The organism is uncultured Martelella sp. (assembly GCF_963677965.2).
In the GTDB taxonomy this organism is placed as follows: domain Bacteria; phylum Pseudomonadota; class Alphaproteobacteria; order Rhizobiales; family Rhizobiaceae; genus Martelella; species Martelella mangrovi.
In genome coordinates, this window is sequence record NZ_CAXXFM010000001.1 from 1,843,863 (window position 1) to 1,859,551 (window position 15,689).

General features: G+C 61.5%; 11 protein-coding genes. All 11 read left to right on the forward strand.

What is annotated here, in order from left to right:
- The first annotated feature begins 31 nt into the window (after positions 1-31).
- On the forward strand, positions 32-994 hold the full coding sequence (locus tag ACHZCU_RS08760) for a tripartite tricarboxylate transporter substrate binding protein (protein ID WP_319518458.1): 963 nt from the start codon (positions 32-34) through the stop codon (positions 992-994).
- Positions 995-1,006: 12 nt separating this feature from the next.
- On the forward strand, positions 1,007-3,010 hold the full coding sequence (locus ACHZCU_RS08765; protein ID WP_319518459.1) for a tripartite tricarboxylate transporter permease: 2,004 nt from the start codon (positions 1,007-1,009) through the stop codon (positions 3,008-3,010).
- Positions 3,011-3,026: 16 nt separating this feature from the next.
- Entirely contained in the window at positions 3,027-4,109 is a 1,083-nt protein-coding gene (locus ACHZCU_RS08770) for a tartrate dehydrogenase (protein WP_319518460.1), read from the forward strand.
- A gap of 9 nt (positions 4,110-4,118) precedes the next feature.
- Positions 4,119-5,192, forward strand: a complete 1,074-nt coding sequence (locus ACHZCU_RS08775) for a tartrate dehydrogenase (RefSeq protein WP_319518461.1) — start codon at positions 4,119-4,121, stop codon at positions 5,190-5,192.
- Between the two features lie 80 nt (positions 5,193-5,272).
- Positions 5,273-6,208, forward strand: a complete 936-nt coding sequence (locus tag ACHZCU_RS08780; RefSeq protein WP_319518462.1) for a hydroxyacid dehydrogenase — start codon at positions 5,273-5,275, stop codon at positions 6,206-6,208.
- Between the two features lie 567 nt (positions 6,209-6,775).
- Positions 6,776-9,106: a LuxR C-terminal-related transcriptional regulator gene (locus ACHZCU_RS08785; RefSeq protein WP_394706041.1), complete on the forward strand. Its 2,331-nt coding sequence runs from the start codon at positions 6,776-6,778 to the stop codon at positions 9,104-9,106.
- Between the two features lie 273 nt (positions 9,107-9,379).
- Positions 9,380-10,411 carry an ABC transporter permease gene (locus ACHZCU_RS08790; protein WP_319518464.1) on the forward strand — a complete coding sequence of 344 codons (1,032 nt, stop codon included), beginning with the start codon at positions 9,380-9,382 and terminating at the stop codon, positions 10,409-10,411.
- 29 nt (positions 10,412-10,440) lie between these two features.
- Complete coding sequence (locus ACHZCU_RS08795; protein WP_319519771.1) at positions 10,441-11,268, forward strand: ABC transporter permease; 828 nt, start codon at positions 10,441-10,443, stop codon at positions 11,266-11,268.
- Positions 11,269-11,272: 4 nt separating this feature from the next.
- Entirely contained in the window at positions 11,273-12,979 is a 1,707-nt protein-coding gene (locus ACHZCU_RS08800) for an ABC transporter ATP-binding protein (RefSeq protein ID WP_319518465.1), read from the forward strand.
- Positions 12,980-13,007: 28 nt separating this feature from the next.
- Positions 13,008-14,567 carry a hydantoinase/oxoprolinase family protein gene (locus tag ACHZCU_RS08805; RefSeq protein WP_319518466.1) on the forward strand — a complete coding sequence of 520 codons (1,560 nt, stop codon included), beginning with the start codon at positions 13,008-13,010 and terminating at the stop codon, positions 14,565-14,567.
- Positions 14,560-15,687 (forward strand): DUF917 domain-containing protein, encoded by a 1,128-nt coding sequence (locus ACHZCU_RS08810; RefSeq protein ID WP_319518467.1) that lies wholly within the window; start codon positions 14,560-14,562, stop codon positions 15,685-15,687. Before ACHZCU_RS08805 ends, ACHZCU_RS08810 begins: the two co-directional genes overlap by 8 nt.
- Positions 15,688-15,689 lie beyond the last annotated feature (2 nt).

Genomic DNA, 15,689 nt, shown 5'->3' on the forward strand with positions numbered 1-15,689 from the left:
GCTCGGGCTGCCAGAAACTGAGGAGGATTTCATGAAAACTGCAAAAATCGCGGCCGTGATGGCGCTCGGCGTTGCGGCGATGGCAATGCCTGCCACCGCGCAGGATGCGGAAAGCTTTCCGTCCAAGCCGATGACCTACATTATTCCTTTCAATGCCGGCGGCGAATCCGACGTGTCGGCGCGCTTTCAGCAGAGCGAATGGGAAAATGTTACCGGACACCCGGTCGTCATCCAGTATCAGCCCGGCGCCGGCGGCGCGCAGGCATGGTCGCAGCTCAATTCGATTGAAGGGGACGGCTACACCGTCATGGGCATCAACCTGCCCCACACGATCCTGCAGCCGCTTGCCGGTTCTGTCGGTTACAAGACCGAGGACCTGACGCCCGTCTACTATTTCCACTACACGCCGAATGCGATTTTCGTACGCAAGGACAGCGAATTTCAGTCGCTCGAGCAACTGGTGGAATATGCGAAGGCAAATCCCGGGCTTGTGACCTTTGCCGGGTCCGGATCGAATTCAGCCAACAATCTCGGGGCTGTGCAATTTGCCGAACTTGCCGATGTGACGACAACCTATGTTCCGTTTTCGGGCACCAGCCCGTCGCTGACGGCAATCCTCGGCGGCCAGACGACGGCCGGTTTCAACTATGCCACCTCGGCGGTCAATCAGGGCGACGAATTGCGCATGCTGACTGTGGCCTCCGAAGAGCGGATGCCGGCCTTCCCGGATGTGCCCACCTTCAAGGAACTGGGCTATGACCTTGTCGGCGGGGCCTATCGCGGCGTCGCCGTTCCCGATTCCACGTCAGAGGAGACCCGCCAGCGCATTTCCGATATCGTGGCCGGTATCAACGAGCAGCCGGCCTTCATTGAGAAGATGGAAAACGGCGGCTTCGTGCTGACGGACATTCCCTATTCCGAAATGGACGATTTCGTCGCGGGTAAAGTGGAGGAATATACCAAAGGCGCCAAGGCGCTCGGAATTACCGAGTAAGGCCGCAGCATAATGGACATTCTCGGCTATCTTCTCGATGCGCTGACGCCGTTCAATCTGGTATTGGCTCTGGCCGGCGTCGTGCTGGGCACCATCATCGGCGCCTTGCCCGGACTTTCGGCGACCATGGCGGTGGCCGTGCTTGTTCCCTTCACATTCACCATGGATCCCGCCGCGGGCCTTATCGCCCTCGGCGCGATCTACACCGGCGCGATCTATGGCGGTGCCTATGCCGCCATTCTGGTCAATACGCCGGGTACGCCATCTGCCATCGCGACCACCTTCGATGGCTATCCCATGGCCAAACGCGGCGATGGCGGTCTGGCGGTTTCGCTCGCGACGATTGCTTCCGTCGCCGGCGGTTTTGTCGGCGCCATTGCGCTGTTGCTGCTCGCACCGCCGCTGGCAAAGGTGGCGCTGGCTTTCGGTCCGACGGAATATTTCTGGCTGGCCATGTTCGGCCTGACGCTGATTGCCGCGCTTTCGGTGGGCAATACGCTGAAAGGTCTGATCGGCGCGTGCCTCGGTCTTTTCCTTTCGATGATCGGCGTGGCCGTGGTCGGCGGCGATGTGCGCTATACCATGGGGATGCAGCGCTTTCTCGGCGGAATCGACCTGACATCGGCAATCATCGGGCTTTACTGTATCCCCGTGCTGCTCGATATCGTGGCGACCCGCGATCCGCACCTGAAAGCGCCCGAAACCGGTGGCCTGCGCCTGGGTGAGGCAACGCGGCTGGCGATGAAGCGCAAGTTCAATGTCGTCAGGTCATCGGTCATCGGCACGGTTGTCGGCATTCTGCCCGGCGCGGGCGGTTCGATTGCGGGGCTTGTCTCCTATTCCGAGGCGCGTCGCTCCTCCGACGACCGGGACAGTTTTGGAAAAGGCAATCCGGATGGTGTTGTCGCCACCGAAGCTGCCAACAATGCGACGGTGGGCGGCGGTTTCATTCCGACGCTGGTGCTGGGCATTCCGGGCACGCCGCCGGATGCGATCATTCTCGGCGCGCTTCTGGTGCAGGGCATCAAGATCGGCCCGACGCTATTCACCACCGATGCCAATATTGTCTACACCTTCATCTGGGGCCTTTTGATCGCAACTGTCCTGATGCTGCCGATGGGGCTTTTGATCGGCCGCTATGCCTATGGCTCTATCATCCGGATACCCAAGGCGCTTCTGGCGCCGACAGTGGCGCTGATGACGATCATCGGGTCCTTCGCCATTCATTCGAATATCGACGATGCCCAGATGATGGTTGCGCTCGGCATCATCGCCTGGATATTGAATTATTACGGCTTTCAGCCTTCGCCCATCGTTCTCGGCCTGGTGCTGGGTTCGATTGCCGAGCAGGGATTTGTGCAGACTTATCTGATCGGCAATGCCTCGGGGCAGCTTCCGGCGATGTTCTTCAACAGGCCGATCAGCGCGGGCATCATCCTCGCCGGTCTTTTGACCGTCGCCTTTCCGTTCTGGGCGGAGTGGAAGGCACGGCGCAGAAAACAGCTTGAACAGGTATCCGAGCCCGCTGTCGATGACGGCGCGCATATCGCTGCCGCGCCCAAGGGCCGCGATCTGCCGGGCATGGTGCTGTCTGGGTGTTTCATCCTGCTCGGCGTGGCGATTTATCTGGGCGCGGGCGGCATGTCCCCGCTGGGTTCGGTTTTCCCGAAAACCATTGCGGTGGCGCTGGCGGCGTTCTCCCTCTCACTGATCGTCCTGAACCTCAGGCGCCCGGCTGCGGAAAAAGGCGAACGCGTCACCTTCGGCCCGGCGACAAAGCACAGGCTTGCTCTGGGAGCGGTCATGCTGGCCTGGGTTGTTCTGATTCCGGTGATCGGTTTTCTGGTAACCAGCTTTGTCGCCTTCATCGCCATCATGGTTATTGCCGATTACGACCGGCCGCCTTTGAAAACATGGGTCATATGGATCGTTGCCGGAGCGCTGATCACAGCCGGTTTCTGGTGGCTGATGGCCAATGTTCTGCTGCTGCGCATGCCGCAGGCAATCCTGTTGTGAATACGGAGCTATATCAATGAATAAAAAAACTTACAGGGTCGCCGCGATCGGCGGCGACGGGATCGGCGTGGAAGTCGTCGACGCCTGCCTTGATGTGCTGGAGGCCCTTGCCGCGCGCGACGGCGGCTTTGCCTTCGATGTGGAAAGCTTCGACTGGGGTACCGAGCGCTATCGCAAGACGGGCGCTTTCATGCCCGAGGACGGCGCCGACCAGCTCCGCGCCTTCGACGCCATCCTGTTCGGAGCCGTCGGCGCACCGGATGTGCCGGACCACCTGACGCTCTGGGGCTTGCGGCTTGCGATTTGCCAGCCGCTTGACCAGTACGCCAATGTGCGCCCGACCCGGATATTGCCGGGGATCAGGAGCCCGTTGAGCGGCGTCGGCAGCGGCGATCTCGACTGGGTGATCGTGCGTGAGAATTCCGAGGGCGAATATGCCGGGCAGGGCGGGCGTTCCCACCCCGGCCTGCCGATCGAGGTGGCAACCGATGTCTCCATCTTCACGCGCGCGGGCATCGAGCGGATCATGCGGTTCGCTTTCAAACTTGCGCAGTCGCGTCCGCGCAAGCTGTTGACGGTGGTGACCAAGTCGAATGCGCAACGCCATGGCATGGTTCTGTGGGATCAGATCGCCGCCGAAGTCGCGCAAGAATTTCCCGATGTGACCTGGGACAGGATGCTGGTCGATGCCATGACCGTGCGAATGACCATGAACCCGGCCTCGCTCGACACGATTGTCGCCACCAATCTGCATGCCGATATCCTGTCCGATCTCGCGGCAGCACTGTCCGGCTCCATCGGCATCGCGCCCACGGCCAATCTGAACCCCGAACGCCAAACGCCGTCCATGTTCGAGCCGATCCACGGTTCGGCTTTCGATATCACCGGCAAGGGGGTAGCAAATCCTGTCGCGACATTCTGGACGGCGGCGATGATGCTCGAACATCTCGATGAAGGAAAAGCGGCCGGCCGGCTGATGCAGGCGGTTGAAACCGTTACGGCAGCCCCCACCCTTCACACGCCTGATCTCGGTGGCAAGGCCACGACGCGCATGGTGACCGAAGCCGTGATCGCGGCCATTCGCGGACGCAACGACTGAAAGAGAACGATGACAGACAATCACCTGAAAATAGCGGTCATCCCCGGCGATGGCATCGGCAAGGAAGTGGTCCCGGAAGGGATGCGGGTTCTGGAGGCGGTTGCAAAACGCCACGCTATCGACCTGCGTTTCGACACGTTCGATTTCGCGTCCTGTGATTATTACGGCAAAAACGGTCAGATGATGCCGGATGACTGGAAGGCTCAGGTCGGTTCGCACGACGCCCTGTTTTTCGGCGCTGTCGGCTGGCCGCAAACGGTGCCGGATCATATCTCGCTGTGGGGCTCACTGCTGCAGTTTCGCCGCCAGTTCGACCAGTATATCAGCCTGCGCCCGGCAAGGCTGATGCCCGGCGTGCCGTCACCTCTGGCTGGGCGCGGCCCCGGCGATATCGACATGTGGATCGTGCGCGAAAATACCGAGGGAGAATATTCCTCGATCGGCGGAAAGATGTTTGCCGATACCGAACGGGAAGTGGTGATGCAGGAAACGGTCATGTCGAGAACCGGCGTCGACCGGGTGTTGAAATACGCTTTCGAACTGGCCGCGCGGCGGCCGCGCAAACGGCTGACCTCCGCCACCAAGTCGAACGGTATTTCCATTACCATGCCCTATTGGGACGAACGCGTCGTCGAAATGGCGAAAGGCTATCCCGATATCGTCTGGGACAAATATCACATCGATATACTGGCCGCGCATTTCGTTTTGAACCCGGATCGTTTCGATGTCGTGGTGGCGTCGAACCTGTTCGGCGATATCCTTTCCGATCTCGGCCCGGCCTGCACCGGCACCATCGGCATCGCGCCTTCCGGAAACATCAACCCCGAGGGCGATTTTCCCTCGCTGTTCGAGCCGGTTCACGGCTCCGCTCCCGACATTGCCGGGCAGGGCGTTGCCAATCCAATCGGCCAGATATGGGCGGGCGCGATGATGCTCGATCATCTTGGCTACCCCGCCGCAGGCGCCGAAATCGTGGCCGCTATCGAGAAGGTTCTGGCCGAAAAAGCGTTGCGGACCCGCGATCTGGGCGGGCTTGCCGATACCCAGACCTGCGGAAAGGCTGTCGCGGATGCGCTGACCTGACGAGCAGCTTCTGCTTCTGCTTTCGATGAAAAATTGCGTAGAACACCCGTACCCCAACTGCACGAATAACAGGATGAGCCATGTCAGAGATCGTTATCAGCGAATTCATGGAACCCGATTCCGTCAAACGTCTCTCGTCGGTTGCTCAAACGCATTACGATCCCGGCCTGGCCGAACGGCCGGATGATCTTGCGGCCATGGTGGGTGGCGCGCGGGCACTGATCGTACGCAATCGGACAAAAGTGACGGAGGCTGTTCTGGCCGCTGCCGGTTCTTCGCTGGTCAGCGTCGGCAGGCTCGGCGTCGGTCTCGACAATATAGACCTCGACGCCTGCCGGGCGCGCAATGTTCATGTGCGGCCGGCGACCGGCGCGAATGATCTGTCGGTTGTCGAATATGTGCTGACCGCGGCACTCGTGCTCACGCGCGGCGCCTGGTTTTCGTCTCCGTCTGTTGCGGCCGGCAACTGGCCGCGGCAAGCCATGATCGGCAGCGAGATCGCGGGAAAGACGATGGGCCTGATCGGCTTCGGATCCATCGCCCGCGGCGTTGCAATCAAGGCCGGGGCCCTGGGAATGCGCGTGCTCGCCCATGACCCGTTCGTCGCCGCCGACGATCCGGCCTGGGAGAATGCGCGCTCATGCACCCTGCCGGAACTGCTGGCCGACGCCGATGTCGTGAGTTTGCATGTACCGCTGGTGGAAACGACGTGCCACTTGCTGGATGCCGATGCGTTTGCACGCATGAAGCCCGGTGCGGTTCTGGTCAATGCCGCGCGCGGCGGTGTTGTCGATGAGGGCGCGCTCATCGAAGCATTGCGGGACGGGCGACTGGGCGGGGCTGCGCTCGATGTATTCGAGAAGGAACCGCTCGATGCAGAGGCCGGCCTCGCTTTTGCCGATATTCCCAACCTGATCCTGACCCCGCATATTGCCGGGCTCACAGAAGAATCGAACGGCAGGGTCTGCAATCTCGTTGCCGATCTGGTCCTGAAAGATCTCGGCTTGAGCGCGTGAAACGCGGAGGCGGGGTCGCAGATAGAATGTTGTTAAAAAAGTTTCGAGGTCCGTTTCCATCCTCCGATGGCGTCAGGACGATCTTCTCAAGCAGGCCACTCCGCACTTTCTTTGGACCCAGCATCTGATCAGTCTGGCTCAGACCAGCGATGAGCTCCGGAATCTGCTCGCGATAGCGAGGCGCCACCGATGCATGTAAGAGGACTGTTTCAATTGCTTCGACTGATGCAAGTTCGCGGTGGGCTTAGCTGGGTGTCGCAAGTTCCGCGCAAAGGCGGTGATTGATGATTGCTTTCGTAAAAAGCTGTCCCTGATTGCCAATCCTCTGACCCACAAATTAAATGCGGGACGCATGGGGTGGAGGTCGCGTTGGCTCTTTCCTGAAAATCGGATGTTTCTTTGAACGGCCCGCAGGATTTACCGCGGCTGATTGCTGTCATCGCTTTTGCAAACCGTTGAAGGCAAGTTACACTGAATATCGTGTAAGGAGCACCGGAGCTTGTTTTGTTTCGGCCAAATCCGGCTTGTCGCGAATCGCAGATTGTTATGAACAGAGGGCGTGCAGAGTTGAGCCATATTGAGAGGCTTGCCGAACAAATATGCACAAGCCCGGCCGGAGTCACCATCGTTACGGCGTTTGCGGGCATGGGCAAAAGCCTTTTGCTCAAGACTGTCGCCCGGCGTCTTCACGCGCATTATTGCGACGGCACAGAGCCGCCGGCCGTGGTGGTGGAGCGTGTGCTGGTCTGGGATATTCCGGCTGGCAGCGGCGTGGTGGCGTGTGAACCGGATGTTCTGCAGGGCTTCGACCGGGTCGTCATTGCCCGCAGACACGACACCGAGATACCGTATGTGACGCGGATGGCGCTTTATGGCGAGGCGGTCTCGCTCGGCGACGATTTTCTGTGCCTGCCGCCGGATGCTGCTGAGCGCCGATATCAGTCGGGATGGCCGCTTCTTGCCGGCCTTGACCTTGATGACCAAGCGACGCGCGGCCGGTTTGTTTCCTATCTGGGCTTTGAGTTTCTGCGGGACCTGAAGCCTGAACAGCTTGTCGCATGCCGCAGCATTTGTGATGGCGCCGCAAGTGATCCCTCCCTGACCGCAATCCCGCCGATGCCGTTCTGGGAGGTCGAGGGAGGCCGGACGACCTGTCCTTCGCCCATCTTGCGTGACCTTGTGCTGAAAGCGATCGACGCCGAGATTAAACGGCGTCTGCAATTTAGTGACGCGGCGCCTCTGATTGGCGAAGCGCTTCATCGGGCCGGTCAGAGTGCAAGGGCCATCCGTGCCCTTCAGTCCGTTGGCCTGGAAGAGCCGGCCGTTCGGCTTTTCACCGAATCCGGCGGGATATTTCTCATCCATAGTGAAGGCCCTGAGGCCTATGGCGAAATCCTTGCCGGCTTTGGTCCGGAGATCGCGGCCAGTCACGAAACCCTGGTTCTGTCCAACGCCATGCGGGCATTGAAGCAGGGGCAGACCGGAACCGCGCGCAAGCTGATTGCCGACCGTTTCGGCCGGCAGAGCACGGACCCGATGGCCGTCTTTGCAAGCGGCGCCCCTTATTCCGTCACCTTCAAGGGTTTCCGGCTCGTGATGATGATCTATGAGGACATCGTCATCACCGAGGCGATGTTCGAGAGGCTTTATGACTACCTGAATGAATTGCCGCTGGACGCCGCCTTGCTGCGGGGATCGTTCTATAACGCGATCCTGGAATTCTACATCCGCCAGCGCCGCTTCAACGAAGCGGATATGGCGGCGGTGCAGGCCCTTTCCAGCTACCGCGCTGCCGGCATACCGCTTCTTGCCTTTTATGTCTGCGTGCATCGCGCCGTGATCAGGCTTCTTTCGGGAGACGTTCTGACCGCAAAGGAGCACATTGCTGAAGCGGAACACTATTTTGCGGCCGTCAGTTTCGACAGCCCTGCCGATGAGCGAATCCGTCGGCTGGTGTCGGCCTGTATCGCCTATGAGGATGGCCATCCTCATGTGCTGATTGCCTTCATCAACGACGAGTTCGATATGTTTGCGCAATCCGAGACATGGCCAAGTCTCGTTGAATTTGCGCTTCACTATGGCAGCCAGGCGCTCAGCGAGCATTTTTCAACGATATCGGCGCTCGGTTTTCTGGATCGGTGGCGTCTTCACCAAAGTCACAGCCGTCACCTTCGTTTCATGATCGAAATCCGGGCCGCGCTGGTGATGCAGAACGGCAATCGCTGGAATGATGCCGCTGCCACGCTTTCGGCCATGCAGAGCCGGATCAACAGAACCTGGGTCGAAGCGGCGGTGGATGAACTGTCCCGACTGTCGATGCGCGACGAGATCGAGGTCGCGTTTGCCTGGCTGAGGCAGGTTGTCCACGAGCGGCCGGAACGGCCTTATCTGGACCGGCAGATCAATGCGATGATCGCCAATGAACGGATCACGGGCCGCCAGCGCCGCGCCCTGCAGATCTGGCTTGCTTATGTGCTGAAGCGAACCGGTCGCCTGACGGAGGCGCGCGCGGTTCTCCAGCGCATGTTCGACGGCGCGGGCCGCACGGGCACCATTGCGCCGTTGCAGGAGGAGCGGCGCTTCCTGCAGGAGCTGATGGGCGACGGCCGGATCGAAAGCTTTCTCTATGCCGCAGGCCCCGCCCGTCGGATCATGCGGCGCCTTTCCGAGACCAGGGTCAGGGGACGCACGATCGAACAGGAATCGGGGCTGTCGCGGCGCGAGGCCCGCATCCTGCTGTTGTTGTGCGAGGGCGCGTCGAACAAGTTTGTCGCGCTTCGCCTTGGCATCTCCGAATCGACGGTGAAGTTTCACCTCACGAACCTTTATCGCAAGCTTGGCTGCGGCGGGCGGCGCGAAGCGATCGCGGTCGCCAGGGCTCGCAACTGGCTGAACTGACGGCGTCTGCCTCCAGCCTCTCACGCCTCACGGTCACCTGCCCCGCCATTCCCGGAAGGGCAGGGCGATTAATCGCGCGCCGCGCCCAAGCCTTCTCAAAACCTGTCCTTTATTGTTCAAAACCTAGACCTTTCGCGTCTTGCGGCAGGGCGGGGCACCCAACAGAATGTCTCTACAAATCAGAGTTGCCGTCGCCTGCAGCGCGAACGGCACAAGGGGAAACGCGGCGAAAGCGCCGTGGCCTAGCGTAAAAGCAATGGAGCAGCGCATCTGATGAACCTGCGCTATCTGGAAATCTTTGTCAGGCGGCTTGCCGGGTTCGCGATGGTGCTGTTCGTGCTGTCCCTGATGATCTTCGTTCTGGCGCGTGTGGTGCCCGGCGATCCCGCGCGCATGAGCCTCGGACCGAGCGCCACGCAGGAACAGGTCGATCAGCTGCGCACGCGCATGGGTCTGGACCAGCCCGTGCTGGTGCAATACGGCCGCTATATCGGCAATGCTGTTCACGGCGATCTCGGCCAGTCCATCGTGTCCGGCAATGCCGTGGTCGACGATATCCGGGCGTTCCTGCCGGCCACGCTTGAGCTGATCATCGTCACCGTCATCATCGAGCTGGCCTTTGCCATTCCGCTCGGCGTCATCACCGCGCGCTACCGCAACAGCTGGATCGACAATGCCGGCCGGCTGTTCTCGCTGGTTGGCGTCACGATCCCCGCTTTCCTGTTTGCGATCACGCTGCAACTGGTTGCCGCCCGGTTTTTCCCGTCATGGCCGATACTGGGCCGGATCGACTACAATCTCGGCGCCCCGTCAGGCCCGACCGGCTTTCTGCTGATCGACAGCATCGTGGCCGGGCGCGGCGATGTGTTCTTGAGCGCGCTGGCCCATCTGACGCTTCCGGCGATTGCGCTTGCCATGGCTGGCATCGGCCAGATTACCCGCATCACCCGCTCCGCCATGATCGACAATCTGCGCCGCGACCATGTGCTGACGCTGAAATCCTTCGGCGTTCCGGATCCGGTCATCGTCTTTCGCTATCTCCTGAAACTGTCATCGATTGCGCCGCTGACGATCATGGGGCTCGAATTCGCCTCGCTCATCGGCAACGCCTTCGTGGTCGAGATGGTGTTTTCCTGGGGCGGTTTTGCCTCCTACGGGCTGACGGCGATCCTGCAGAAAGACCTCAACGCGCTGATGGCCGTGGTGCTGATTTCCGGCATTTTCTTCATCATCGCCAATCTGGCCATCGACATCATTGTCAGCATCATCGATCCACGACTGAGACTTGGGGAGGCCGGACTGTGAGCGAGCAGACGGGCCTTTCGGCGGGCTACATGACCTGGTATCGCTTCAGCCGCAATCCCGCGGCCGTCATCGGCGGGCTGATCGTGATTTCGGTTCTCCTCATGGCGGCGATTGCCCCGTGGATCACGCCGTTTCCCGAACATGTCGGCGCTGTTGTCGATTTCCGCAACCGCCACACCGCGCCCAACGCCGTCAACTGGTTCGGCACGGACAAGGCGGGCCGCGATATCTTCTCGCGCACCATTTTCGGTTTTCGCGTATCCCTGCTTCTGGTGATCGGCGTTCTCGGCGTTTCCGTGCCGGTGGGCGCGGTGCTGGGCATGATCTCCGGTTATTTCGGCGGCTGGTGGGAACGCATCATCACCGGGCTCACCAACGTCATGCTGGCCATGCCGCCGCTGGTCATGGCGCTCGCCATCGGCAACATCCTGCAGCCGAACCTGATCAACGCGATGATCGCAATTACGCTGTTGTGGTGGACATGGCACGCCCGGCTCGTCTATCGCGTCACCCGCTCGATCGCGACGGAGGACTTCATCGAGGCCGCGCGTCTTGCCGGGGCAGGGCCGTTTCACATTCTGTTTCGCGAGATCCTGCCCAACTGCATTTCGGTGATTTCGGTGAAAACCACGCTGGATGCGGCCTTTGTCATCCTGTTCGGGGCGACGCTTTCCTTCCTCGGTTTCGGGGTCAAGCCGCCAACGCCGGACCTCGGCTCCATGGTGGCCGACGGCCGCCAGTTCCTGCCGGAAAAATGGTGGGAAGTGCTCGCCCCCGGCTTTGCCATCTTCTATGCCACGCTCGGCTTCAACCTTCTGGGTGACGGCTTGCGCGACATGTTCGACGTGGAGGCCTGACCCGATGGCTGTCCCCCTGCTCAAGGTTGAAAACCTCAACATCGCCTTTACCGGCTATGGCCGCCGCAACCACGTGCTGAAGGATATCGGTTTCGAGATCGCCGCCGGCGAGCGCGTGGCCCTGATCGGCGAGACCGGTTCGGGAAAATCCGTGACCTCGAAGGCCATTCTCGGCACCCTGCCGGACAATGCGGCGATCGAAAGCGGCAATATCTTCTATCGGGGCGCCGATGTGTTCGCCATGTCGCCGCGTGACCGTGACGGCCTGAAGGGCTCTGCCTTTTCGATCATCATGCAGGACCCGCTGTCCTCCTTCAATCCGGTGTTCAGGATCGGAAAGCTTCTGGACGACGTGCTCTATTACGCCGACCGACGCAATGCCACGGTCAGTAACGCCCGACAGCGCAAAAGCCGGATTTTCGACGTTCTCCGCCGCGTTCAGCTGGCAGACCCCGAGCGCATTTTCAATGCATGGCCGAACGAACTGTCCGGCGGCATGCGCCAACGCGTGCTGATCGCGCTTTCGCTGCTGCACCAGCCCGATCTTCTGATCGCCGACGAGCCGGGCACGGCGCTGGACGTGACCACGCAGGACGAGATCCTGAAGCTGATCAACCGCCTTGTCGGCGACGAGGGCCTGTCGCTGCTGATGATCACCCACAATCTCGGCGTGGTGCGCCAGACGGCGGACCGCGTTCTGGTGATGCGCCATGGCGAGATCGTGGAAGAGGGACGGCTGGAAGTCATCTTCAACGCGCCGCGGGAGCGCTATACCCGCGACCTGATGGAAGCGGTGCCCCCGCTCTACGGTTCGCGCGTGGTCAACCAGCCCGTCAGCGACAAGCCGCCGATCGTGACGCTGGACAATGTCGACAAGGTCTACCGCTCGAAGGGCATTCTCATGTCACGCGGGCCCGGCCACCATGCGGCGAAATCGATCAGCCTGTCGATTGCCGAAGGCGAAGTGTTCGGGATCGCGGGCGAAAGCGGCTCCGGCAAAACCACGGTTGCGCGCATGATCATGCGCCTTCTGAAACCGACGTCGGGGACCATTCAGGTTGGCGCGGCCGCTGAGACGGCCGACCCGCGCCGGCTGACGCAGATTGTCTACCAGAACCCCGGCACGTCGCTGAACCCCAAGCGCACCGTCTCGCAGACCCTGTCGGTTCCGCTGAATTACGGCGGCTATGACCGCCATAGGGCGGAGGCCCGCAAGAAGGAGCTGCTGGCGCTGGTGCGGCTGCCGGAAAATTTCCTTTCCAAATATCCGCATGAGCTTTCCGGCGGGCAGAAACAGCGCGTCGCCATTGCCCGCGCGCTTGCCGCCGAGCCGCGCATCATCATTCTGGACGAGCCGACATCGGCGCTCGATGTTTCGGTCCAGAAGACGGTGGTCGAACTGCTGCTGACGCTGCGTGAAGAGCTCGGCCTCACCTATGTGATCATCAGCCATGACCTCTCGCTGATGCGCAATTTCTGCTCGCGCATCGCCATCATGCTGAAGGGCGAAATCATCGAACAGGGACCGACCGCGGATGTCTTCGCCCGTCCCGAACACCCTTACACCCGCGCGCTGATCGCCGCCATTCCGGTTCTCAGTGATGAGGAAGAGGCGGAAAAGCCGAAGGTCAGCGCCGCCGAACGCGCCCGCTTCCTGGTGCAGAGCACCGGCGAGCAGGGCGAAGACGAAACATTGCGAGTGCCGCGCTAAAGGCGGCGAAAAGACAAGGAGTACCCACGTGTATCGACTGGGAATTGATGTCGGCGGCACGAATACCGATGCCGTGGTGATGGATGGCAACACGGTGCTTTCGGGTGTCAAGGCCTCGACCACGGAAGACGTGACCAGTGGCGTGATCGAGGCGCTGGAAGGGGCTATTGCCAAGGCCGTGATCGACCGCGCGAAAATCGGCAATGTGATGATCGGCACCACGCATTTCACCAATGCCGTGATCGAGCGCCGCCATCTGAACAAGGTGGCCGCCATCCGCCTCGGCCTGCCGGCAACGGCATGCCTGCCGCCGATGGTCGACTGGCCGGACGATCTGAAGGAGGTCGTCGGCAATCGCGGCTATCTGGTCAAGGGCGGCTATGAATTCGACGGGCGTGAAATCTCGCCGCTGGACGAGGCAGAGATCGTGCGCATCGCCGGAGAAATCCGCGATAATGACATCAAGGCTGCCGCAATCACCTGTGTCTTCGCGCCGATCAACCACGCCATGGAAGAAAAGGCCAGGGCGCTACTCGAAAAGCACTGCCCCGGTCTCCCGGTCGTTATCTCGACCGATATCGGCCGGATCGGGCTTCTGGAGCGGGAAAGCGCAGCGATCATGAATGCCAGCCTGCTTTCGCTTGCCGACCGCACGGTCAGCGCATTCGCAAAGGCGCTCGCCGATGCCGGTCTCGTCTGCCCGTTCTACATCACCCAGAATGACGGCACGCTGATGGCCGCCGACGTCGTCCGCCGTTTCCCGGTCCTCACCTTTGCCTCCGGTCCGACCAACTCGATGCGCGGCGCGGCCTTCCTGACGGGCGTGCGCGAAGCCATCGTCGTCGATATCGGCGGCACGACTAGCGATGTCGGCTCGCTGCATGCGGGCTTTCCCCGTCAGGCGGCAACCGTTGTCGATGTCGGCGGGGTGCGCACCAATTTCCGCATGCCGGATGTCTTTTCCATCGGCCTTGGCGGCGGTTCGCTGGTGCGCAAGGACCATACCGGCAAGGTCACCGTCGGCCCGCAGTCGGTCGGCTACCGGATCACGAAGGACGCCAGGGTTTTCGGCGGCGAAACGCTGACGGCAACCGACATTGCCGTTTCGCTCGGTTCTGCCGCCGTCGGTGATGCCGCCCGCGTCAGTGATGTCGACACGGAACTCGCCCGGGCCGCCGAGGCGGAAATGATCGCCATGCTGGAAAACGCCGTCGAGCGCAGCCGGATGTCGCCGGAACCCATTCCGGTCATTGCCGTCGGCGGCGGTTCGATCCTGATGCCCGACCGACTTGGCGATCTCGACGTGATCAGGCCCAAGAACTTTGCCGTCGCCAATGCCGTCGGCGCGGCGATTGCCCAGATCTCCGGCGAGGTTGATCGCGTCTATGCGCTCGAGAACGGGTTGACACGCGAGCTTTGCCTTGCCGAAGCCGAAAAGGAAGCGACGGAAAAGGCGGTCGCCGCCGGCGCCCTTGCCGAAACCATCGAGGTGATCGAGCGCGAGGATGTGCCGCTTGCCTATCTTCCGGGCAATGCGACCCGCATTCATGTGAAGGTCGTCGGCGAGATGGGAGGCGTCAATGTCTGAGACCCTTTCCCGTCCGAAACTTGAATTCGACCCGGCCGACCTGTGGGTCCTCGACCGCGAGGATATCGAAGCGCTGGAAATCGGCTCGGCCATTCTGGGCACCGGCGGCGGCGGCAATCCCTATATCGGAAAGCTGCGCGCGCGTCAGGCGCTGGAGGACGGCTATACGCTTTCCATCCTGCCGCTCGACAAGGTGCCGGACGAGGCCTGCTGTGTTTCGCTCGGCGGCATCGGCGCGCCCGTTGTCGGCCATGAACGCCTCCGCGAGGGGCGCGAAGGCCTGCGCTGCGTGCGGGCGATCGAAGACATGCAGGGGTTTCCGGTCGACCTCATCGTCTGCGAGGAAATCGGCGGCTCCAACGCCATGGAACCGCTGATCGTCGGCGGCATGACCGGCCTTCCGGTGGTCGATTGCGACGGCATGGGCCGGGCGTTTCCGGAAATGCAGATGACGACCTATTCCATCTACGGCCACACCTCGACGCCAAGCGTGATGTGCGATGTTCACGGCAATATCGTTGTGTTCAAACATGCCGTGACGGAGATTTTCCACGAGCGCATGGCGCGCGCCTGTGTGGTCGCGCAGGGCGGCGGCTCCGATATGGCGGCGGCGCCGATGGCCGGGGCCTTCCTGAAGAAATTCGCCATACCGAACTCCTATACCCAGGCGATTGCGCTGGGCCGGGCGGTCATGGATGCCCAACGCCAGCACCGCGATCCGATCGCCGCCATCTGCGAGCGTGAAAAAGGCAAGCACATCTTCTCCGGCAAGATCACCGATCTGAAGCGCCATCTGCGCGGCGGTTTCGTGGTCGGCGAGGCGATGCTCGCCGGCGTCGACAACCACAGCGGCGAGGCGGCCTCGGTGATGATCCAGAACGAGAATCTGGTGTTCACCCACGAGGGCGAAGTGAAAGTGTCCGTGCCGGACCTGATCGTGGTTCTGGATATCGACAGCGGGCATGCCATCACCACGGAAATGCTGCGCTACGGGCAGCGCGTCGCCATCCTTGTCCTGCCCTGCCATCCGCTGCTGCAGTCGCCGGCAGCTCTGGAGGTCGTCGGCCCGAAGGCTTTCGGGTTTTCCGATGTCACCTACCGTCCGTTTGCAGGAGCCTGATC